This window comes from Bradyrhizobium forestalis (assembly GCF_002795245.1).
GTDB classification, from domain to species: Bacteria; Pseudomonadota; Alphaproteobacteria; order Rhizobiales; family Xanthobacteraceae; genus Bradyrhizobium; species Bradyrhizobium forestalis.
Window position 1 is genome coordinate 24316 of record NZ_PGVG01000011.1, and the last position, 21225, is coordinate 45540.

Annotated in this window: 18 protein-coding genes; 8 read left to right on the plus strand and 10 right to left on the minus strand. The window is 64.4% G+C overall.

Annotated features, from left to right (window positions below; all coding sequences use genetic code 11):
* Window positions 1-82 precede the first annotated feature (82 nt).
* Together CVM73_RS15260 and CVM73_RS15265 are read left to right on the plus strand one after the other, a co-directional pair.
* Complete coding sequence (locus CVM73_RS15260) at window positions 83-358, plus strand: hypothetical protein (RefSeq protein ID WP_100232786.1); 276 nt, start codon at window positions 83-85, stop codon at window positions 356-358.
* Window positions 359-841: a phage holin family protein gene (locus tag CVM73_RS15265; RefSeq protein ID WP_100232787.1), complete on the plus strand. Its 483-nt coding sequence runs from the start codon at window positions 359-361 to the stop codon at window positions 839-841.
* A gap of 9 nt (window positions 842-850) precedes the next feature.
* Here CVM73_RS15265 and CVM73_RS15270 read toward each other — a convergent pair whose 3' ends face one another.
* Both CVM73_RS15270 and CVM73_RS15275 read right to left on the minus strand, forming a co-directional pair.
* Window positions 851-3544: a bifunctional acetate--CoA ligase family protein/GNAT family N-acetyltransferase gene (locus CVM73_RS15270; protein WP_100232788.1), complete on the minus strand. Its 2694-nt coding sequence runs from the start codon at window positions 3542-3544 to the stop codon at window positions 851-853.
* 63 nt (window positions 3545-3607) lie between these two features.
* Window positions 3608-4444: a universal stress protein gene (locus tag CVM73_RS15275; RefSeq protein WP_100232789.1), complete on the minus strand. Its 837-nt coding sequence runs from the start codon at window positions 4442-4444 to the stop codon at window positions 3608-3610.
* 174 nt (window positions 4445-4618) lie between these two features.
* On the opposite strand from CVM73_RS15275, the gene CVM73_RS15280 reads away from it, so the two are divergent.
* The 3 genes from CVM73_RS15280 to CVM73_RS15290 are packed head-to-tail and all read left to right on the plus strand — an operon-like array spanning window position 4619 to window position 8150.
* The gene (locus CVM73_RS15280) at window positions 4619-5602 is read left to right on the plus strand and encodes a zinc-dependent alcohol dehydrogenase family protein (RefSeq protein WP_100232790.1); all 984 of its coding nucleotides are present in this window, start codon (window positions 4619-4621) and stop codon (window positions 5600-5602) included.
* Between the two features lie 11 nt (window positions 5603-5613).
* The gene (locus tag CVM73_RS15285) at window positions 5614-7164 is read left to right on the plus strand and encodes a bifunctional aminoglycoside phosphotransferase/ATP-binding protein (protein ID WP_430641300.1); all 1551 of its coding nucleotides are present in this window, start codon (window positions 5614-5616) and stop codon (window positions 7162-7164) included.
* 11 nt (window positions 7165-7175) lie between these two features.
* Window positions 7176-8150: a CHAD domain-containing protein gene (locus CVM73_RS15290; RefSeq protein ID WP_100232791.1), complete on the plus strand. Its 975-nt coding sequence runs from the start codon at window positions 7176-7178 to the stop codon at window positions 8148-8150.
* Here CVM73_RS15290 and CVM73_RS15295 read toward each other — a convergent pair.
* A complete protein-coding gene (locus CVM73_RS15295; protein WP_100232792.1) occupies window positions 8147-10000 on the minus strand; it encodes a PHA/PHB synthase family protein in 1854 nt (617 codons plus the stop codon). The genes CVM73_RS15290 and CVM73_RS15295 overlap by 4 nt on opposite strands.
* 208 nt (window positions 10001-10208) lie before the next feature.
* Between CVM73_RS15295 and CVM73_RS15300 the strand changes: the two genes are divergently transcribed.
* On the plus strand, window positions 10209-10937 hold the full coding sequence (locus tag CVM73_RS15300) for a CBS domain-containing protein (protein WP_100232793.1): 729 nt from the start codon (window positions 10209-10211) through the stop codon (window positions 10935-10937).
* 26 nt (window positions 10938-10963) lie between these two features.
* On the opposite strand, the gene CVM73_RS15305 is transcribed toward CVM73_RS15300, so the two are convergent.
* The 3 genes from CVM73_RS15305 to CVM73_RS15315 form a co-directional block, all read right to left on the minus strand.
* On the minus strand, window positions 10964-11422 hold the full coding sequence (locus tag CVM73_RS15305; RefSeq protein ID WP_100232794.1) for a RidA family protein: 459 nt from the start codon (window positions 11420-11422) through the stop codon (window positions 10964-10966).
* Between the two features lie 21 nt (window positions 11423-11443).
* Window positions 11444-13135: a benzoate-CoA ligase family protein gene (locus CVM73_RS15310; RefSeq protein ID WP_100232795.1), complete on the minus strand. Its 1692-nt coding sequence runs from the start codon at window positions 13133-13135 to the stop codon at window positions 11444-11446.
* A gap of 148 nt (window positions 13136-13283) precedes the next feature.
* Window positions 13284-13802: a MarR family winged helix-turn-helix transcriptional regulator gene (locus CVM73_RS15315; protein ID WP_167406849.1), complete on the minus strand. Its 519-nt coding sequence runs from the start codon at window positions 13800-13802 to the stop codon at window positions 13284-13286.
* A 251-nt stretch (window positions 13803-14053) separates the two neighbouring features.
* Here CVM73_RS15315 and CVM73_RS15320 point away from each other — a divergent pair, with 251 nt between their 5' ends.
* Both CVM73_RS15320 and CVM73_RS15325 read left to right on the plus strand, forming a co-directional pair.
* Window positions 14054-15229: an ABC transporter substrate-binding protein gene (locus CVM73_RS15320; protein WP_100232951.1), complete on the plus strand. Its 1176-nt coding sequence runs from the start codon at window positions 14054-14056 to the stop codon at window positions 15227-15229.
* A gap of 25 nt (window positions 15230-15254) precedes the next feature.
* Complete coding sequence (locus CVM73_RS15325) at window positions 15255-15710, plus strand: cupin domain-containing protein (RefSeq protein ID WP_018643141.1); 456 nt, start codon at window positions 15255-15257, stop codon at window positions 15708-15710.
* Window positions 15711-15719: 9 nt separating this feature from the next.
* Here CVM73_RS15325 and CVM73_RS15330 read toward each other — a convergent pair whose 3' ends face one another.
* The 4 genes from CVM73_RS15330 to CVM73_RS15345 form a co-directional block, all read right to left on the minus strand.
* Complete coding sequence (locus CVM73_RS15330) at window positions 15720-16970, minus strand: flavin-dependent oxidoreductase (RefSeq protein ID WP_100232796.1); 1251 nt, start codon at window positions 16968-16970, stop codon at window positions 15720-15722.
* 51 nt (window positions 16971-17021) lie between these two features.
* Window positions 17022-19373: a bifunctional salicylyl-CoA 5-hydroxylase/oxidoreductase gene (locus tag CVM73_RS15335; protein ID WP_100232797.1), complete on the minus strand. Its 2352-nt coding sequence runs from the start codon at window positions 19371-19373 to the stop codon at window positions 17022-17024.
* 101 nt (window positions 19374-19474) lie between these two features.
* Complete coding sequence (locus CVM73_RS15340) at window positions 19475-20311, minus strand: enoyl-CoA hydratase family protein (protein ID WP_100232798.1); 837 nt, start codon at window positions 20309-20311, stop codon at window positions 19475-19477.
* Window positions 20312-20353: 42 nt separating this feature from the next.
* Window positions 20354-21115: an SDR family NAD(P)-dependent oxidoreductase gene (locus CVM73_RS15345; RefSeq protein WP_100232799.1), complete on the minus strand. Its 762-nt coding sequence runs from the start codon at window positions 21113-21115 to the stop codon at window positions 20354-20356.
* Window positions 21116-21225: the final 110 nt, after the last annotated feature.

Here is a 21225-nt window from a genome sequence, read left to right on the forward strand (position 1 = left end):
CGCCCGGCCTCTTGACGCAAATCAAGCGCGATCGCGCGGGCGGGTCTTAGGCTCAATCCCATTCAATGAGGACACCAAATCCATGTTCGACAGCGACAGGATGAGCGAAGAATTGCGGGCGCTGAAGCTTGACGTCACGCGCTTGCTGAGCACCGCCGGCGAGGAGATGTTCGAGAGCTCGCAAGATCGCGCCGAGGCGCTCGCCGATCAGATCAGGGCCGCGCTCACCGAGCTCGGCGAGACCGTCGAACAAGAGCAGGAGCAGCTCCAGGGCCTCGTCGCGGAGCGTCCGATCACATCGCTCGCCTCCGCCTTCGCGCTGGGCGTGGTTGTCGGCTTCATGCTGAGGAGGCACTAGGTGAATACCGAGAACATCGTCAAACATCTGCGCGTGCTGTGGCGTACCGACAGGATCATCGCGGATATCAGGCTGCGCCATTTGCTGATCGGCCTCGGCCTGCGCGCCTTCGCGGCGCTGATCGCAGCCTTCGGGCTCCTGATGCTGGAGCTGTCGGCCTATTTTGCGCTGGTGCAGATCTGGAGCGCAATTGCCGCGGCAGCCATCCTCGGCGCCGTCAATTTTGTCATCGCAGCCGTTCTCTTCGTGATCGCCGGCCGCGCACCGTCAGGCCGGGATATCGAGCTCGCCAACGAAATTCACGGCGCCTCCATCGAAGCCCTCCAGCTCGAGGCGCGTGCGCTCCAGGCCCAGGTGACAGGTGCAGTGCATCATCCGCTCAGCACGATCGTGCCGGTGCTGGTGCCGCTGATCGCGATCATCGTCAAGAATTTGCGGACGACGGCCAAGACGTCCGCCGGTGAAAATTCGGCCCGCCCCTAGCGGTCGAGCTCAAAGCTTCAGCCTGACGTCGCAAATGTCAGGCTCGGCCGGGTCCGGCTTGACCTCGAAGCCGAGCTGCCGGCACATGTCGAGCATCACGGTGTTCTCCTGGAGCACGTCGCCCGATATGGTCTTCAACCCTTCCGACCGCGCGTAGTCGATCATCAGCTGCATGAGGGTCCAGCCGAGCCCCCTGCCCTTGAGATCGGACCGCAGCAGGATCGCGTATTCGCCTCTCTCGTAGATCGAGTCCGAATGGAGCCGGACGACGCCGACCATTTCGCCGGTGGCCTCGTCGAATGCGATGAACGCCATCGCGCGTGCATAGTCGAGCTGGGTCAGGCGTGCGATGAACTCGTGGGTGAATTCCTTCATCGGTGCGAAGAAGCGCAGGCGAAGGTCGTGCGGCGTGACGTGACGCAGGAATTCGTGGATGGTCGGCTCGTCCTCGGGCCGCATGGGCCGCACGAAGATGCGCCAGTCGTCCTTGAGCTTGAGGCGCCGCTCCCATTGCGACGGATAGGCGCGAACGGCGAAGTTGGCCGGGCCGGAGCCGACAAACTTCCGCTGCGGCGGCCCGACCGCGACACGGCCATCCACCGCGGTCACGCCGGTTTCGTCCGCCAGCAGCGGATTGATGTCGAATTCGCGGATCTCGGGAATGTCGGCCGCCATCTGCGCCAGCTTGACCAGCACCATGGCGACGGCGTCTTGCTTGACCGCCGGCACATCACGATAGGCTTTTAGCAGCCGTGACACACGCGTGCGGTCGATCAGATCGCGGGCCAGTTGCAGATCGAGCGGCGGCAGCGCAAGCGCCTTGTCGTTGATGATCTCCACCGCCGTCCCGCCCCGGCCGAAAACGACCACCGTGCCGAAGGTCGGATCGTCGGCGAGACCCAGGATCAGCTCGCGGGCCTTTGCCTTGACGACCATCGCCTGGACGATGACGCCGCCGATGCGGGCTTCCGGACGCAGCTTCTTCGCCCGCGCGAGAATGCCCGTGGCGGCCCCTCGCACGGCTTCAGGCGTGGTCAGGTTGAGCACGACGCCGCCGACGTCGGATTTGTGGATGATGTCGCGCGACATGATCTTCAGCACGACGGTGCCGCCCTGTGCGAAGATATCCTTCGCATAGGCCACCGCCTGCTCGACATCGGTTGCCGCATAGGTCGGTACCATCGCGATGTCGTAGGCTTCGAGCAGGTGCTTGATCTCGACAGGCTCGAGCCATTCACGGCCGTCCGCGATCGCGGCGGTGACGATCTCTCTCGCCCCCTGGGCGTCCGGAACGAAGGTATCGGGCATCGCGGGAGGCACCTGGCTCAGCTCCTCCACCACTTCGCGGTGCCGGACCAGATGCATGAAGCCGCGCACGGCATCGTCCTCGGTCGGATAGTTCGGCACACCGGCGCCGGAGAGCGCCTGAATGATGTGCTGATCGGCTCCAACCCAGGCCGCCAACACGGGCTTCGCCCATCGGCGGTGCTTCTCGCGATATTTGCCGACGAGCTCTGTCACGGTCGTCGCGATGTCGGCGGCCGAGGCGATCGCCGTTTGCACGTTGAGGACGAGGACTGCGTCATTGTCGCGGTCGGCCAGCAGTTCCTCCAGCGCCGCCGCGTAGCGCGAGGCGTCGGCGTCGCCCACGATGTCGACGGGGTTTGCACCGGACCAGGTCGGTGGCAGCGCCGCATCGAGCTTCTTGCGCGCCTCCGCCGAGATGGTTGCTGGAATTCCTCCGAGTTCGACCAATCGATCGATAGCGAGGACGCCGATGCCGCCACCGTTGGTCAGGATGGCGAGACGCTTTCCCGTCGGCGATTCGACACGGCCCAATGTCTCGGCACAATCGAACAGCTCGCGCAGATCGGAGACCCGCAGGACACCCGCGCGGCGGAACGCGGCATCGTACACGGCGTCGGCGCCGGCGAGCGCGCCGGTATGCGTGGCAGCGGCCTTCGCGCCCTGCGCCATGCGGCCGGACTTCACCACGACGACAGGCTTCACACGCGCGGCGGCGCGCGCCGCCGACATGAACTTGCGCGCATCCTTGATGGCCTCGATGTAGAGCAGGATCGCGCGGGTCTTGTGATCCATCGCGAAATGGTCGAGCAGATCGGCGATGTCGACGTCGATCTGGTCGCCGATCGAGACGATACCAGAGAAGCCGACGCCGCGCTGCGCGGCCCAATCCACCATGCCGGCGGCGATCGCGCCCGATTGCGAGATCAGCGCGAGGTTGCCCGCTCCGGGCATGTGCGCGGCGAAACTGGCGTTCAGGCTGACGCCGGGCATCATGATGCCGAGGCAGTTCGGCCCGATCAGCCGCATGCCGTGTTTGCGGGCAGCAGCGCTTGTAGCCTCATGCAGCGATCCCGGTCCTTGGCCGAGCCCGGCCGAGACGATCAGCGCGCCCGCGGACCCGCGACGCCCGGCTTGGTCGACAATGTCTGGAATCTCGCTCGCGGGGGCGGTGATGACCACGAGCTCGGGCACGAAGCCCAACCTGTCCAAGCTCTTCACCGCTGCGATGCCGCCGATCTCGGCATGGCGCGGGTTGACGAGGCCAAACTGCCCCTTGAATTCGGCCCTGCGAATGTTCTCCAGGACGGCACGTCCCACCGACGCCGGACGGGCGCTCGCCCCGACCAGCGCGACTGAGCGCGGCGACAGCAGGTTGTTCAGACGATAGACTGACATGGAAGCAAATGCGCCGGGTCAGCGGCGGTTCCGATTGTTGACGTTCAGGCCGGAAGAAGGAACCTAGTGTGAGATCATAACCCAGCACGGTGGCTGGCCAATGACAGTCTTTGTCACACCGCCCCACACGATCTCGTTCAGGCGCGAATGATGATAGGCGCCCATCACGATCGCATCGATGCCATGGGAATTCGCCCAGCTTCCCAGTACCTTGCCGATCGAGCTGCCGCCCCCTTTCGTCGTTTCGAACGAGGCATAGACCCCGTGTTCCCGCAAATGATCGACGAGAGCCGTTCCGGATCGCATGATCGCGTCAGTCTTGTCGTCCGTCACGGTTACCACCCGAACCGAGCTGGCTGCCCGAAGAATGGGCAACGCGTCGCCGACCGCACGTGCGGCGCGCGCAGAGTGATCCCAGGCAATCATGACGTTTTCGAATTCGGGCCGAAGTTCGTCCGCGAGATGTTCGGGACAGAGCAGAAGAGGTCGGCCGGATTCGAACAAGAAGGCCTCGACAATGCCCTCTGTTCGACTGTCGTGCGGTCTCACCGGAACCAGCGTGAGGTCGCCGAAGCGGGCATGCTCGGCCAAGATCGCCCTGATCTGATCCGCAGGCACCCTACCCGATCGGCTCTGGGCGCGAATGTTGGCCCGGGAAGCTGCGTTGGTGAAGGCATTCAGGAGCTGTTGCATGTCGCCGGCCCCAGGGCTGGCCTGCACGGAATTGCGATCGTAAGGCAGCATCACCTTCGGCCGCTCGAAAGCATCTTCTTCCTCGAGCGCGAGCGCTGTGATCCTGGCGCCGAGATCGGCGGCGACAGCCACGCATTTCTCGATCGCAACCAAGGCTGGCCCGCGCGGCTGGCCGACAAGGGGCAGAAAGACGTCCTTGATGGGCATCGGAATTCTCCTCAGTCACCACATTAGGCCGGCTCGCGTCGAGACGCTTGATCCTCGTCAAGGCAGGGAAGCTCGGTCCGGTCGCCCGGGAACAGGCGTTGACCGACGTCAAGGACTGGCCGCTCGGTCATTCTATGAATAATTCAATCGGAGCGGTTCGCCCCGGAGAGACTCATGCGTGCGATGGTGTTGCCGGCCCCACGAGCACGGCTCCAGATGGAGGAGCGGCCTGACCCGATGCCGGGCGAGGGTCAGATCCGGGTGAAGATCAGCGCCTGCGGCGTATGCCGGACCGATCTTCATCTCGTCGACGCCGAGCTGCCCGATATTCGCTATCCGATCGTGCCTGGCCACGAGATCGTCGGCCGGGTCGATCTCGTAGGCCCGAATGTAGCGACGCATGCGCCTGGTGACCGGGTGGGCATTCCCTGGCTCGGCTTCACCTGCGGAAAGTGTCGCTTCTGCAGGGAGGGCATGGAAAACCTGTGCGACGCACCGCTGTTCACCGGCTACACGCGCGACGGCGGCTACGCATCCCACACCATCGCCGGCGCACGCTACGCTTTTCCGCTCGGTGAGGCCGGCAGCGACACGGAGATGGCGCCTCTGCTGTGCGCAGGGCTGATCGGCTGGCGCTCGCTGGTCCTGGCCGGCCCCGCCGACAGGCTCGGCCTCTATGGCTTTGGCGCGGCCGGCCACATCATTGCGCAAGTCGCGGTTTGGCAGGGACGTTCCGTCCATGCATTCACGCGACGCGGCGACGCGGCTGCGCAAGACCTTGCCCGTCGTCTCGGCGCGGTCTGGGCCGGGTCATCGGACCAAATGCCCGACGAGCCTCTCGCCGCCGCGATCATTTACGCACCGGCCGGCGAGCTTGTCCCGGCCGCGTTGCGCGCCGTCCGCAAAGGCGGTCGCGTCGTATGCGCCGGCATCCACATGACCGACATTCCAAGTTTTCCGTATGACTTGCTCTGGCAGGAGCGGCAGCTGGTCTCGGTCGCCAATCTGACCCGGCAGGATGGCCTCGATTTTCTGAAGGTCGCTCCGCAAGCCGGCGTGCGCACCGAGACGACGGCGTTTCCGCTCGATCAGGCCAACGAGGTTCTGAGCATGCTGCGGAACGGCCAGATTCTCGGCGCGGCCGTGCTGACGCCCTGATGGTGCTTCGAATGCCCGCTTCGGTGAAAGATGAAACGACGACCCAGGAGCGCATCTTCCAGATGCTGACCGACCGTCCCGGCGTGACGCGGATCGACACGCATGGAGCCTCGGTGTTCCTGGACGCGAAGCGCGCGCTGAAGATCAAGCGCGCCGTCCGGTTTCCGTTCCTCGACTATTCGACACTCGAGAAGCGCAAGGCGGCCTGCGAGGAGGAGATCAGGATCAACCGGCCGCTGGCGCCGCAGATCTATCACCGCGTCGTGGCGATCACGGAAGAGCCGGATGGATCGGTGAGGATCGACGGCACCGGCCGGCCGATCGAGTATGCGGTCGACATGTCGCGCTTCGACGAAAGCAGGACCCTCGATCATCTGGCCAAGGCCGGCCCGCTGGACACGATGCTCGCCTCGGCCGCCGCCGACGCGATCGCGGCTTCGCACGCGGCGGCGACACGCGCCGACGCAGAAGCATGGGTCTCCTCCATCCCGGCCCTGATCGACGGCAACATTGACGGTCTGCGGGCCGGCGGGCATTTCAACGCGGAAGACATCGAAGAGCTCGGCAAGGCCTCGCACGCGGCATTTCTACGCATTCGTCCCCAGCTCGCAGAGCGCGGCCGCCAGGGCTTCGTGCGCCGCTGTCATGGCGATCTGCATCTCGCAAACATCGTTCTGATCGATGATCGGCCCGTGCTGTTCGATGCGATCGAGTTCGATGCGCAGATGGCAACGGTCGACGTGCTCTACGATCTCGCATTCACGCTGATGGACCTGTTGCAGCACGATCAGCCAAGCGCGGCGAACATGGTCCTGAACCGCTATCTCGCCACGACGCCGGCCGACAATCTCGACGCGCTCTCGGCCCTGCCGCTGTTCATGTCGATCCGGGCGGCGATCCGCGCCCAGGTTGCCCTGGCACGGCTAAAGCGGCCGCATTCCGATGCTCCCGGTATTGTTGACCAGGCACGGCGCTATTTCGAACTCGCCCAGATGCTGATCCACCCTCCTGCTCCGCGTCTGATTGCGGTCGGAGGGCTGTCCGGCACCGGAAAAACTGTCTTGGCGCACGCGCTCGCCCCGCTCGTCGCGCCGCAGCCGGGAGCCGTCGTGCTGCGCAGCGATCTCGCCCGCAAGCACATGTTCGGGGTCGAGGACACGCACCGCCTGCCGCCATCCGCCTATACGCCGGACGTCACGGCCCGCGTCTACGACACGCTGACTCAGCACGCCCGGCGGGTGCTGGCGCAGGGCCATTCGGCGATCATTGACGGCGTATTCGCTCGCGAGGACGAACGCAACGCGGTCACCGCGCTCGCGCGCGAGCGCAATGTGGCGCTGAACGGTCTGTTCCTGGTCGCAGACCTCGCGACCCGGCAAGCGCGGATCGGAGGCCGCCGGAGAGACGCATCGGATGCCACCCAAGAGGTTGCCGCGCTGCAAGAGGACTATAATATCGGCCATGTCGGCTGGGCGACCATCGATGCATCCGGGACACCGGAGCAGACGCTCCAGAACTGCCGGGACGCGATCGGTGTGGGGCAAACAGGGCGATCTGATTGATGCGGGCAAGGATGTCGCGACCCACCACAAGCTCGACGGCGACCACGCATGCCAAGCCGGCGACGCGGCGTAACACCCTGCCCGCCCGCCTTAGCCCTGGCATGGCCTGCGACACGGCGTTCCGGATCATTGCCCGCCGTCACCTCGACGCCGTGCTCGCTCAGCACGACGGCACCTGCCGCGGCGATCCCGACGCGCTGCACCAGATCCGCATCGCATTGACACATCTGCGAACTGCCATCCGCTTCTTCTCGCCGATGGTCGACGATGCCCTGCGGCCGAATGTCTGGGCCGAGCTGAAATGGCTGAACGGCCAGCTCGGCATGGTGCGCGACCTCGACGTGGCGATCGAGCGGGTCGTCGCCGAGAGCGGTGACGAGCTTGCCGTGGTTGCCGAGCTTCAGCACTGGGACGAGAAACGGGCCGAGAGCCACCGGCTGCTGGCGCGCGCGCTGCAATCGGCGCGCTACCGCCGCCTGGTCGAGCAGACCTCGACGTGGATCGATAGCGGTCCCTGGTCGACCCGGCGCAGCAAGGAAGCCATCCGATTGCGCCGCCGCACGCTCGCCGACCACGCGACGGAGCGGCTGACCGAGTGGGAGACGACGCTGCTCAAGAAGGCCCGGAAGCTGAAGAGGCTCGATGTCGATAAACGTCACAAGTTGCGGCTCCTCAACAAGCGGATGACCTATTCGACCGAGTCGCTTGCGGATCTGTTCTCCGATGGGGCCGCGACGAAGCACAAGTCCATCCTCAAGCAATTGCGCAAGGCGCAGCGGTCGCTCGGACAATTGAACGACGATGCACGAGGACAGGCGCTCGCGGCGTCGTTGAATGGTGTCGGCCTCGATGCCGGCCATCGCTTCCTCAACCGCAAGCGGCAAAAGAAGCTGTTGCGGACGGCGTCGGTGGCCTACCGGAAACTGGACAAGGCCAAGCGCTTCCGCTCCTCGGACCTCACGCCGAGCTCCGAGCCGGAGGCCTAAGTATGGACGTAGTCTCCCGGCGCATCCGGGAGGCCGAGGGCGTCTCCAAGTCCGATCTGCGGCGGATCGCAGGGGGCGCCGGAGCGTGCCGCCAGCCATTTGGTCCATTCCGGCCACCACGACCCTTCAACCCGCGGAGCCAGCTTCAACCATTCATCCGCACCAACATAGGGCGCATCAGCAGCCTTGGTCAGCACCTGATAGAAGTGGCCGGGCTCCTCCGGAGGCGCCACGACACCGGCATTGTGACCGCCGCTGGTCAACAGGAACGTCACGTCGGCATCGACCTGATAGTGGATCTTGTAGACGGATCGCCATGGCGCCACGTGATCGGCGAGCGTGCCGACCACGAACATCGGCGCGTGAATATCCGAGAGCGAAATGCTCCTGCCTCCGACGAGATAGCGCCCTCCCGCCAGATCGTTGTCGAGGAACAGCTTGCGCAGATACTCCGAGTGCATGCGATAAGGCAGCCGCGTGGCGTCGGCGTTCCAGGCCATCAGGTCGCTCGGCGGTGCGCTCTCGCCCATCAGATAATCATGTGACAGCCGCGACCAGATCAGTTCGTTGGAGCGCAGCAGCTGGAAGGCGCCGGCCATCTGCGTCGTGTCGAGATAGCCGCGCTGCCACATCATGTCTTCGAGAAAGGTCACCTGGCTCTCGTTGATGAAGAGCGTCAGCTCTCCGGCCTCGGTGAAGTCGGTCTGGGCGGCAAGGAGTGTGACGGTGCCGAGACGGTTGTCACCGTCGCGCTCCATCGCGGCGGCAGCGATCGACAGCAATGTGCCGCCCAAACAATAGCCGAGCGCGTGGGTCTTCCGACCCGGCTTGATCAGGCCGATCATGTCCAGCGCCGCCATGACGCCCAGTCTGCGATAATCATCGAAGGCGAGATCCCGATCCCTCGTATCCGGGTTGCGCCAGGAGATCGCGAACACGGTGAAACCTTGGCTAGTCAGGTATTTGACCAGCGAGTTCTGCGGCGAGAGATCGAGGATGTAATATTTCATGATCCAGGCCGGCACGATCAGGATCGGCTCGGGCCGCACCTGCGCGGTGGTCGGATGGTACTGAATCAGCTCGATCAGCTCGTTGCGGTAGACGACCTTGCCGGGTGAAACCGCCACTGTCTTGCCGACCACGAACTGCGCGTCATCCGCCAGCTTCGAGTTGGAGAGCAGGCGCATCAGGTCGCTGCACCAGTTCTGCCAGCCGAAGACGAAATTCTCCCCGCCGCTCTGGAACGCCTTCTCCAGCACCTTCGGATTGGTCGCCGCGAAGTTCGACGGCGCCAGCATGTCGAGCGTCTGGCGCATCGAGAACTCGACGATGGCTTCATTTGCGTGCGACACGCCGCGCACGCCCGTCGCAGCATCGCGCCACCAGCGCTCTCCGAGCAGAAATGCCTGCGCCATCAGATTGAACGGTGCGATCTCCCATTGCGATCCCCTGAAACGGCGATCCCGTTCCTGCGGCTGGATCACGGACCACGGCGCTTGCCCCGGTGACGCCGCGTGCGCGACAGCTTGCGCGAGCCGGCCGATATCGCGAAGAAGGTTGCGGGAAATCTCCGCCTGGCGTTGTGGCGCCGCGGCGAGATGCGAACTCCAATCGAGCCAGGCGAGCGACAAGGCAAGTGGCGAGATCCCGCCGGTGAACCGCGCCAGCATCGCGTGAAGGGCGCGGTCAAAAGGATATGGCTCCGATCCAGCCTGAGAACCGGCGGCGACCGGCGTGTGTCCGAGCCTTTCGGAGCTCACCGGTGGGGCTTCCGGACGAGCGACGGGATCAGCGGGGAGAACCTGCACCGCCGGCTCTTCAGCCCGTGGAAACTTCTGCACGACGCTCATAGCTCATATCCTGCGGGCTCAATTCTACGTCGGCAACAGGATATGGCGAGGCTCAAAATCCGTCTTGAGCTGCATCAAATCCGGAACCGGATCACAATTGCTCAATCAGGACCGGCCATGTTCGCCCGATTGACCTGAGTCAAACCGCACCTTGGTACCCGGGCTAGGTTTCGTGCATCGGAATCTCAAGACACCAGCGGAGTTGTCCATGCGCGCCCACCAGATCATGACCCGGTCGGTCATCTCGGTCACCCCCGACACCAGCATCGTCGAAGCGGCAAATATCATGCTGAAGCGACATGTCAGCGGTCTCACGGTGATCGACAATAGCGGCAAGCTGGTCGGTGTGGTGTCGGAAGGCGATTTCATCCGCCGCAGCGAAATCGGAACCGGGCGCAAGCGCGGGCGCTGGTTGCGGTTCATCCTCGGTCCGGGCACATCCGCCAGCGACTTCGTTCACGAGCACGGCCGCAAGGTCTCGGAAGTGATGACCGACTCGCCCGTGACCATCACGGAGGATACCGCGCTCGCGGAGATCGTCGATCTCATGGAGCGGAACAACGTGAAGCGACTGCCGGTCGTGCGCGGCGACAAGGTCGTTGGGATCGTATCCCGCGCCAATCTGCTGCAGGCGGTGGCAGGGCTCGCCCGCGAAGTACCGGATCCGACCGCGGACGACGATCATATTCGCAGCCGCATCATCGACACCATGGAGAAGAACGACTGGTGTCCGTTCGGACTGAACGTAATCGTGCGCGACGGTATCGTTCATCTCAGCGGCGTCATCACCGAGGAGCGTGCACGGCAGGCCGCGATCGTCGCAGCGGAGAACGTCGAGGGCGTGAAGAAGGTGCACGACCATCTGTGCTGGGTCGACACCATGTCCGGCGTCTATCTGAACTCGCCCGAGGACGACGAGCTCGCCAAGGCGAGCTGACCGAGGCGAGCTGATCGCGGCAGAGCTCAGCGAGGAATGACGGCGGTGGCTTCGATCTCGACGCGCGCCGCCTTCTCCACGAGGCGGACGACCTGAACCAGCGCCATCGCGGGATAGTGCGCTCCGAAGACGTCGCGGTAGACCCTGCCCAGCTCCTTCAGGCTGGCCAGGTACTCGTCCATGTCGACGACGTACCAGGTCAGGCGCACGAGGTGCTCGGGCCGGGCCCCGGCCTCGGCCAGGATCGCGTTGATGTTGCTCAAGGTCTGACGCACCTGTGCGACGAAGCCGTCGGCGAGACGCTCTTCGGCGTCCCAGCCGATCACCCCACCGGTGACGACGATGCGCCCCTCGGCAGCCATGCCGTTGGCATAGCCCTTCGGCACCGGCCAGCCTGATGGCTGGAGGATCTGCGCCTTGATGCGCGTTCCATCCTCGGCTGCTGTCGGCAGAACCGCGAGTTGCGGGCCCTTCGGCGTCGTCACAGACAATTCTCTATCCTTCTCTCATTCCGCAGCGACGCCTGAGGACGTCGCCGCGGCCTGCGCCAGCTGCCGCAGGGCAAAGCGTTTCAGCTTGCCGGTCTCGGTCTTCGGCAATAGCGCCACGAATTCGATGGCCCGCGGATATTTGTACGGCGCGATCTCGCGTTTGACATGTTCCTGCAACTCGGCCACGAGCTGAGCGTCAGCCGTCACGCCGGGCGCGGCGACGACATAGGCCTTGACGATCATGCCGCGCGCCTCGTCCGGGGCTCCGACCACACCGCATTCGGCGACCGCCGGATGCGTGAGCAGCGCCGCCTCGACATCGGTCCCTGCGATGTTGTAGCCGGCCGACACGATCATGTCGTCGGAGCGCGACTGGTACCAGAAATAGCCGTCGCTATCCATCAGATAGGTGTCGCCGGTGATGTTCCAACCGTTCTGGACGTATTTCCGCTGCCGCTCGTCGGCCAGATAGCGGCAGCCGGTCGGCCCGCGCACGGCGAGCCGCCCCATCGTCCCGGGCGGCACGTCGCGGCCCTCGTCATCGACGATCTTGGCCTCATAGCCCGGCACGGGCTTTCCGGTGGCGCCGGGGCGGATGTCGTCCTCGGTCGCACTGATGAAGATGTGCAGCAGTTCGGTCGAACCGATGCCGTCCATCAGCTTGATGCCGGTGGCCTTCAGCCAGGCTTCGAATGTCGGCTTGGGCAGCGTCTCGCCGGCGGAGACGCATTTGCGGAGCGAAGCAATGTTGCGGCCCGCGAGCTTGCCGAGCATGGCCCGGTATGCGGTCGGCGCCGTGAAGCAGACCGTGGTCTTGTACTGCTCGATCGCATTCAGAATGTCGTCCGGCGTCGTCTTCTCCAGCACCACGAAGGAAGCGCCGATATGCATCGGAAACAACACGCCGCCGAAGCCGAAGGTGAACGCGAGCGGCGCCGAGCCGATGAAGCGATCCTTCTGCTCGGCCCGCAAGATGTTGCGCGCATAGCCGTCGCAGACCGCGAGCATGTCGCGATGGAAATGCATGGTGCCCTTGGGATCGCCTGTCGTGCCCGACGTGAAGGCGATCAGGCAGATGTCATCGGCGGCGGTATCGAGCGCCCCGAACTCCGGGCTCGCATCCGCGATCAGCGCTTCGAGCGAATCGGAAGCGCCGTTGCCCCAGTAAACGACGCGCTCGAGACCGGGTGCTGCGGCCTTCGCCTTCTCCATCTCCTCGGAGAGTTTTCCGTCGCACAGTGCCAGCGTGATCGCCGCTTTCTGGATCGGATAAGACAGTTCCTTGGCGCGGAGCAGCGGCATCGTCGCCACGACGATGCCGCCGGCCTTGATCACCGCCAAATAGGTCGCGACCATCATGGGGTTGTTGGCAGAGCGCAACAGCACGCGGCCGCCGGGGACGAGACCAAGCTTGCCGACCAGCACGTTGGCGATGCGGTTCACCAGCGCCTGCAGCTCGCGATAGGTGTAGCTGACACCGGGGCTGACGACGCAAGGTGCATCGCCCTGGCCCTGCTCGACCCAGCGATCAAGGAAATAGCTGACGCAGTTCAGTCGCGGGGGATAGCGCAGCTCCGGCCGCGTGAAAATGAATTCGGGCCAGAGCTCGCGCGGCGGCAGATGCTGCCGCGCGAACGTATCGAGATGGGCCGTCGCGGCATTGCCGTCATGCGAGCCCGTCACTTGAACCTTGGCGGCGTTGGCCATCGCACGCTCCTTTCAGCATGGATTGCACCCGGCAGCACGATCTGGAAAACATTTTAGGCTTAAAACAATTTGGCGCAATAGCGGATTTTGGGCATGCCCTGCTTTTTCCGGCGGCAAAGGGGATTTGCGGCCTGCGCGGCCAGCCCGTTTATGGCCGGCGCCGCGCGGCCGATTTCTGCGCCGAGGCCTTGGTCTTGGCGAGGAGGCGCATCAATTCGCGCACGTCCTTCGGCGAGAGGTCAGCGAAGAGATCGGCGATCCAGGTTTCGTGCTCCGCAGCCATCCTGCGAAACTCCGCCCGGCCGAGCTTCGTGAGGCGGATCACCTGGACACGGCGGTCCGTCTCCGAGGTCCGCCGGTCGAGATGACCGGAGTCCACCAGCCGCTCCACGAGGCCGGTCACATTGCCGTTCGACACCATCATGCGCTTGGAGACATCGGACAGCGTCATGCCATCAGGCGCCTTGTCGAGCTGCGCCATCAGGTCGAAACGCGGCAGCGTGACATCGAACCGCTGCCGCAGCCGGCCGCGCACCTCGCCCTCGATCAAGGTCGTGCAGGTCAAGAGCCGCAGCCACAGCCGAAGCTCTTCGGCGTGGTCCTCCGGTGTTTCGACGGCTTTGGTCTCGGAATCGAGCATGTTGATGCAGTCACTCACGGCCGGCATTGGCGCCGGCACGGATTCCCCAACGTTTTGAGCTTCAAATAAATCCGAGCCGGCTGCAAGTCCAAAGCTGCAACAATCGACCGCACGCCGATTTCTTTAGGCTTCAAATAATTGGCGCGCCGCTTGCATGCGCAATTGCCCGCAAGCATGCGATGCCTCCAGCTCGGCTTGCCGCGGCGGCCGTCATCGGCATAAGCTTGGATTGGAGTACGTGGCTTGCAGCGCAAGCCAATCGTCACGAGGGACAGATGATGAAGACGCAAATGACCTTGGCCGCAGCCGCAATGCTGCTCGGCACCGTGGTGCCCCCTGCCCTCGCCCAGGACAAAATCAAGCTGGGTGTGATCGTGACCCTGTCGGGACCTGCCGCCGCGCTTGGCCAACAGGTTCGCGACGGCTTCACGCTCGCCGTGAAGGATCTCGGCAGCAAGATGGGCGGCCGCGACGTCGAAGTCGTCGTCGTCGACGACGAGCTCAAGCCGGATGCAGCAGTGACGAAGGTGAAGGGCCTTCTCGAGCGGGAGAAGGTCGACTTCGTGGTCGGGCCGATCTTCTCGAACATCCTCCAGGCGATCCACCGGCCCATCACGGAATCGAAAACCTTCCTGATCAGCCCCAATGCCGGGCCGTCGACCTTCGCCGGCAAGGACTGCAACCCGTTCTTCTATGTGACGTCCTATCAGAACGATCAGGTGCACGAGATCCTCGGCAAGGTCGCGCAGGATCGCGGCTACAAGCGCATGTACCTGATGGTCCCCAACTATCAGGCCGGCAAGGATTCGGTCGCGGGCTTCAAGCTCGACTACAAGGGGGAGATCGCCGAAGAATCCTACATGCCGCTGAACACGCTGGATTTCCAGCCGGAGCTCTCCAAGATCTCCTCGCAGAAGCCCGATGCGCTGTTCACGTTCATGCCGGGCGGCCTCGGCGTCAATCTCGTCAAGCAGTACCGCCAGGCGGGCCTTGCAGACAGCATTCCGGTGCTCTCGGCGTTCACGGTGGATGAATCGACCCTGCCGGCGCAGCAGGATGCGGCGGTCGGCATGTTCGGCGGTGCGAACTGGGCGCCCAATCTCGACAATCCCCAGAACAAGAAGTTCGTTGCCGCCTATGAGGCCGCCTACAACAGTGTTCCCGGCACCTACGCCTTCCAGGCCTACGACGCCGCGATGCTGATCGAGAGCGCCGTCAAGGCCGTGAAGGGCGACCTCTCCAACAAGGACGCGGTCGCCGCCGCCTTGAAGAAAGCCGACTTCACCTCGCTGCGCGGCACCTTCAAGTTCAACACCAACGGCTATCCGATCCAGGATTTCTACCTGACCAAGGTCGCCAAGCGTCCGGACGGCAAGTTCCAGACCGAGATCGTGCAGAAGGTCTTTGAGAACTACGGCGACCGCTACGCCAAGGATTGCAAGGCGGCGAACTGAGCCGAAGCGTTACGGGAGGACTGCAATGAAGAGCGAAATCACCGGCATCACCCGGGCCAATGAGGGCATCCAGGGCATCTCCTGGAACATCCTCGGCCAGACCTATGTGCCGAAGAGCTACGCCGAGAACAGCTTCTCCTGGCATGCGACGCTGCCACCGGGCACCTTCGTGCCGCCGCACATCCATCCCGACCAGGACGAGTATCTCTACATGCTGGAGGGCAAGCTCGATTTCGTGCTCGGTAATTCGGAAGCGCAGGCAACCGCGGGCGACCTGATCCGCCTGGGCATGGGCGTGCCGCACGGCATCTTCAACAAGTCGGAGCAGACCGCAAAGGTGCTGTTCTGGGTCTCCCCGAGCCGCAAGCTGTTCGACCTGTTCTGGGGCCTTCACAACATGAAGGAACAGAAGCCCGAGGACGTGGTGGCGATGGCCGCCGAGTTCAACATCCACTTCCTGCCGCCGCCTCCCGGCGGCTAGCAGCGTATCTCAAGCGCGCACTGCCGCAAGTCCCGGCACCGCGGCGAAACCGGCCTTGGTGGCATAGCCGCGCACGATGGCTTCGCGCTGGGAATAGCTCAGGACGTTGTCGACATTGTCGAAGCCGTCGGGCGCGAGCTGCTCGACGGCGTCGATGACGCCCTCGGGCCCGCCACGCCGGTTGGAGCGGACGATCTCGGCCGTCATCGGCAGGCGCTTCTTCTCGTACTCGAGCAAGGCCTGACGCGGGTGTTCGGCGCGCACCAGCGTATCCGCAAGGCAGCGCGCGTCGAGAATGGCCTGCGAGGCGCCATTGGAGCCGACCGGGTACATGGGGTGCGCGGCATCGCCGAGCAGCGTGACTCTGCCCGATGACCAATAAGGCAAGGGATCACGGTCACAGGTTGGATATTCGTAGAATTCGGGCGTTGCCGAGATCAGGCTCTTCACGTCGATGTAGGGAACCGAGAAGCGCGCGACATGCGGCATCAGCTCCTCACGGCGGCCCGGCCGCGACCAGTCTTCCTTCCGTGGCGGCGGTGCGTTGCCCTCGCCCACTTTCACCAGCACCGCCCAATTGGTCAGCCGGCTTGCCGGGCTCGATCCTTCCGCGATCGGGTAGATCACCACCTTGGCATTGAGACCGCCGGCCACGATCATTGACTTGCCGGTCAGGAACAGCGGCCAGTCGCGGGCGCCGCGCCACAACATCAAGCCGTTCCAGCACGGCGGCCCCTCGTTCGGGAACAGTGTCTCGCGCACGCGCGAATGGATGCCGTCGGCGCCGATCAGGATATCGCCACGCGCGGTGTGGACGTGCGCGCCGGCGCGATCGAAGAAGTAGGCGGTGACGCCGCCCTCATCCTGCGTGAAGGCACCAAGCCGGCAGCCGGTGTGAATCGCCTGCGGCCCAAACCGCTCTTCGACGGCGCGATGGATGACGCCCTGAAGGCGGCCACGGTGGATCGAGAATTGCGGCACGTCGTGACCGGCGTCGATGCCGCGGGCTTCGCGCCAGACCTCCTGGCCGTGGCGGTTGAGGTAATAGAGCTGATCAGTGCGGATCGCGACGTCGTCGAGCTTCTGCAACAGGCCGAGCCCGGCCAACTCGCGCATGGCATGCGGCAGCGTGTTGATGCCGACGCCGAGCTCGCGAATAGTGTCGGCCTGCTCGTAGATCTCGCAATCCAGGCCGCGCGAGCGGAACATCAATGCCGTGGTGAGACCACCGATACCGCCACCGACGATAATCGCCTTCATCGCCCAAACTCCACTCGAAACACAGGCAATGGGTTAACGTCGCACGGGCGGTCACTCCGCCGCAAGCGGCTTTGTCGCCTCCGCCTTGAGCTCGGCCCGGGTCTTGGGCTTAGCCTTAATTCTCAGCTCCTCGAGGTCCTGGCGGTCGCGCACGCTGTTCCGGAAAATCTGATCCTTGCCGGGCAGATATTGCGGCGGGCAGAAGGCGTCGTTTGCCCCGTACCAGGCCGCCGCCTTCATGGTGAAGAAGGGGTCGACAAGATGCGGACGACCGAGTGCGACGAGATCGGCCCGGCCGGCGGCCAAAATGGTGTTGGCCTGGTCCGCCGTGGTGATGTTGCCGACGCACATGGTGGCCACGCGCGCCTCGTTGCGGACCTGGTCGGAGAAGGGCGTCTGGAACATGCGCCCGTAGACCGGCTGCGCATCGCGCACGGTCTGGCCGGTCGAGACATCGACAAGATCGACACCCGCCTCGGCGAAGGCGCGCGCGACGGCGACGGCGTCGTCGCCGGTGATGCCACCGTCAGCCCAGTCGGTCGCGGAGATGCGCACCGACATCGGCTTGTACGATGGCCACGCCGCACGCAGCGCTTCGAACACCTCGAGCGGGAAGCGCAGCCGTTTTTCAAGCAAACCGCCATACTCGTCCGTACGGGTATTGGTCAGCGGCGAGATGAAGCTCGCGAGCAGATACCCGTGAGCACAGTGCAATTCGAGCATGTCGAAGCCGCAGCGCTCGCCGCGCTCGGCCGCCGCGACGAAAGCGTCTCTCACCGCATTCATGCCGGCCCGATCGAGCTCGCGCGGCATTTGGCTGTCGGGGAAATAGGGCAAGGGCGAAGCCGAAAAGACCTCCCAGCCGCCCTGCTCCAGGGGACGGTCCATGCCGTCCCACATCAACTTGGTTGCGCCCTTGCGGCCGGCGTGGCCCAGCTGGAGGCAGATCCTCGCGGCCGAATTGCCGTGGACGAAATCCACGATGCGCCGCCATGCGGCCTCCTGCTCGTCGTTCCACAGGCCGGCGCAGCCGGGCGTGATCCGAGCGTCGCGGCTGACGCAGGTCATCTCGGTGAAAATCAGCCCGGCGCCGCCGATCGCGCGCGAGCCGTAATGCACGAGGTGGAAGTCCGTCGGCACACCCTCCTGCGCCGAATACATGCACATCGGCGACATCACCGCGCGATTGGCGAGCTTCATTTCACGCAAGCGGAACGGCTGGAACAGCGGCACCATCGGCTGATCCGTGTCGACATCGAAGCCACTGCGGCGCACCTGCCTGGCAAACGACTTGTCGACCTCCGCCACGAAATCCGGCGCGCGAAGTTTCAGATTGTCATAGGTGATCGCCTTCGAGCGCGTCATGACGCCGAAGGCGAACTGCACCGGGTCGAAATCCCAGAAGCGGTCGACATGCTCGAACCACACCAGCGAGACGTCGGCGGCATGCTGCGTCTTCTCAACCTCCTCGCGACGGCCTTGCTCATAGACCTCCAGCGCCGCCTCGATGCTGGGCGCCTTCTCCATGGCTTCGGCCAGCGCGATCGCGTCCTCCATCGCAAGCTTCGTGCCGGAGCCGATCGAGAAATGCGCGCTCGCCTTGGCATCCCCGAGCAGGACCATGTTGTCCTTGACCCAGCGCTTGCTGCGGATCATGGGGAAGTTGCGCCACATCGAGCGGTTGGTCAGCAGCTTGTGCCCATCAAGGAACCAGCCGAAGATGTCCGCCATCCGCGCAGCGGACTGAGCCTCGTCCAGCCCTGTCAGCCCCGCCCGCTCGAACGTTTCAGGGTCAGTCTCGAAGATCCAGGTCGAATGCCCGGCCTCGTACTGATAGGCATGGGCGATGAACGGCCCCCACTCGGTTTCCTGGAAGATGAAGGTGAAGGCATCGAGCGGCCTGGTCGATCCCATCCAGGCGAACTTGTTGGAGCGGACGTCGACCTCTGGCTGGAAATGATCGACGTATTTCTCGCGGAAACGGCTGTTGATGCCGTCGGCGATGAGGATGAGATCGGCATCGGCGAAGCGGGATTCATCGTCGATGTCCACCTCGAACTGCAGCGCGACGCCAAGCTCTCTCGCGCGCTCCTGGAGGATCAGAAGCAGCTTGCGTCGCGAGCAGCCGCAAAAGCCGTTGCCGCCGACCCGATGCACCGTGCCGCGGAAATGCACGGCTATGTCGTCCCAATAGGCGAATTCCTGGGTGATGCGGCGGTAGCTCGGAAGATCGTGCCTCTCGAAATTATCGAGAGTCGCATCCGAGAACACCACGCCGAAGCCGAAGGTGTCGTCGGCCCGATTGCGCTCATAGACCGTGATGTCGGCGGACGGCCGCTGCTTCTTCAGCAGAATCGCAGCATAGAGACCCGCAGGTCCGCCACCGATGATCGCGACTTTCATGGGAGCCTCGCCACTTCACCCGGCCATGAAACTATTTTAAGCCTAAAATAATTTCGCGCAAGTCCCCGTTGCTGGTGTGGCCGCCATAAAGACGATCGGCCCTAATCGCCCCGGAAGACCGGCTTGACCTTGTTGGCGAAAGCCTCGAAGGCGCGCTCGAAATCGGCCGTCGTCATGCACAGCGCTTGAGCAACGGCCTCCGCCTCGATCGCCTCCTCCACAGACATCGCCCATTCCATCGCCAGCATCCGCTTGGTCATGGTGTTGGCGAAGGTCGGCCCCTCCGCGACCTGCTTGGCCAGCAATTGTGCCTGGAGCAGCACCTGCTCCGGCGTGACGATGCGGCTGAAGAAGCCCCAGCGCTCGCCTTCGTCCGCAGTCATGAACCGGCCGGTGTAGAGCAGCTCCGAGGCGCGGGACTGCCCGATGATCCGCGGCAGGATTGCGCAGGCGCCCATGTCGCAGCCGGCCAGCCCCACCTTGTTGAACAGGAACGCTACCTTCGCCCCGCTTGCCGCAAGGCGCATGTCCGATGCCATGGCGATGATCGCCCCGGCCCCGGCGCAGATGCCCTCGACCGCGGCCACGATCGGCTGCGGGCACGCCCGCATCGCCTTGACGAGATCACCGGTCATGCGCGTGAAGGCAGTCAACCCCTTGGTGTCCATCTTCACGAGCGGGCCGATGATCTCGAAGACGTCGCCGCCGGACGAGAAATTGCCGCCGGCGCCGGTGACGACGATGCATTTGACTGCATCGTCAAACGCGCAGGCGCGGAAGAAATCGGTCAGTTCCCGGTAGCTTTCGAACGTCAGCGGGTTCTTTCGTTCGGGGCGGTTGAGCGTGACCGTCGCAACGCCGTCGACCACGGCCAGCAGGAAGTGCTGCGGCGAGTAATCCGCAAGCGGGACGGTGACGGGATTGGCGGGTCTGCTCATGCGATCTCCTTGGATTTTCTGTTCCGCGCCTGCGCACGCGCGCTAGATTTCACCACCGGCAACCGCGATCGCCTGTCCGGTGATCGCGCCGGCGCCCTCGCCGCACAGCCAGAGAACCGCGTCTGCGACCTCCTGAGGCGTGATCAGGCGCCCTTGCGGATTGTGTTTCGCGAGCTCTGCAATCGCCTGATCACGGGTTCGGCCCGTCTTCTTCATGATGTTTTCGATGCTGCCGGCAACCAGATCGGTGTCGGTGAAGCCGGGACACACCGCATTCACGGTGACGTTGCTTCCAGCCATCTCGAGAGCAAGCGAACGCACCAGGCCGACGACCGCGTGCTTGGCTGCGCTGTACGCACTGACATAGGCATAGCCCTTGAGCCCGGCCGTCGACGCGACCGCGACGATACGGCCATAGGGACGATCCTTCATGCCCGGCAGCACAGCCTGGACGGCATGCACAACGCCCATGAAGTTGACATCGATCATGCGGCTGAAGAGAGCGCTGTCAGACTTCGCGAACGGCGCCGACTCAGCGCTGCCCGCGTTGGCAATCAGGATATCGATCGGCTTGCGCGCACTCGCCGCGGCAATGGCGGCTTTCATTGACGCTTCGCTCGAGACATCAGCGACGGCCGCAAAGTGCGCGGCACCTGCATTGACTGCCTCTTCCAATACCGCCGCGTTCCGGCCAAGCACGGTCACGGTCGCGCCAGCGCCGACGAGAGAAGCAGCTATCGCACGGCCGATGCCGCGGCCGCCACCGGTCACCAGCGCGTGCGGCGAATGCGGCAATCCGGACATGCGCTGGCTCCCAGGGATCTCGTGGTTGTTCTTCCGATATATTTTAACCTTCAAATTTTTGCAACGAAAGCGGCGATCGCCCCCCGAATGCCGCCGCGCGAGAGGCGGCC

Bases quoted from the DNA above. Each gene is read 5' to 3' on its own strand.
- CVM73_RS15345 (WP_100232799.1), bottom strand. From the start codon at position 21,115: ATGTCCGGATTGCCGCATTCGCCGCACGCGCTGGTGACCGGTGGCGGC.
- CVM73_RS15260 (WP_100232786.1), top strand. From the start codon at position 83: ATGTTCGACAGCGACAGGATGAGCGAAGAATTGCGGGCGCTGAAGCTT.
- CVM73_RS15275 (WP_100232789.1), bottom strand. From the start codon at position 4,444: ATGCCCATCAAGGACGTCTTTCTGCCCCTTGTCGGCCAGCCGCGCGGG.
- CVM73_RS15340 (WP_100232798.1), bottom strand. From the start codon at position 20,311: ATGAGCAGACCCGCCAATCCCGTCACCGTCCCGCTTGCGGATTACTCG.
- CVM73_RS15335 (WP_100232797.1), bottom strand. From the start codon at position 19,373: ATGAAAGTCGCGATCATCGGTGGCGGACCTGCGGGTCTCTATGCTGCG.
- CVM73_RS15270 (WP_100232788.1), bottom strand. From the start codon at position 3,544: ATGTCAGTCTATCGTCTGAACAACCTGCTGTCGCCGCGCTCAGTCGCG.
- CVM73_RS15285 (WP_430641300.1), top strand. From the start codon at position 5,614: ATGCCCGCTTCGGTGAAAGATGAAACGACGACCCAGGAGCGCATCTTC.
- CVM73_RS15320 (WP_100232951.1), top strand. From the start codon at position 14,054: ATGAAGACGCAAATGACCTTGGCCGCAGCCGCAATGCTGCTCGGCACC.
- CVM73_RS15280 (WP_100232790.1), top strand. From the start codon at position 4,619: ATGCGTGCGATGGTGTTGCCGGCCCCACGAGCACGGCTCCAGATGGAG.
- CVM73_RS15290 (WP_100232791.1), top strand. From the start codon at position 7,176: ATGTCGCGACCCACCACAAGCTCGACGGCGACCACGCATGCCAAGCCG.
- CVM73_RS15325 (WP_018643141.1), top strand. From the start codon at position 15,255: ATGAAGAGCGAAATCACCGGCATCACCCGGGCCAATGAGGGCATCCAG.
- CVM73_RS15300 (WP_100232793.1), top strand. From the start codon at position 10,209: ATGCGCGCCCACCAGATCATGACCCGGTCGGTCATCTCGGTCACCCCC.
- CVM73_RS15315 (WP_167406849.1), bottom strand. From the start codon at position 13,802: ATGCCGGCCGTGAGTGACTGCATCAACATGCTCGATTCCGAGACCAAA.
- CVM73_RS15330 (WP_100232796.1), bottom strand. From the start codon at position 16,970: ATGAAGGCGATTATCGTCGGTGGCGGTATCGGTGGTCTCACCACGGCA.
- CVM73_RS15310 (WP_100232795.1), bottom strand. From the start codon at position 13,135: ATGGCCAACGCCGCCAAGGTTCAAGTGACGGGCTCGCATGACGGCAAT.
- CVM73_RS15295 (WP_100232792.1), bottom strand. From the start codon at position 10,000: ATGAGCGTCGTGCAGAAGTTTCCACGGGCTGAAGAGCCGGCGGTGCAG.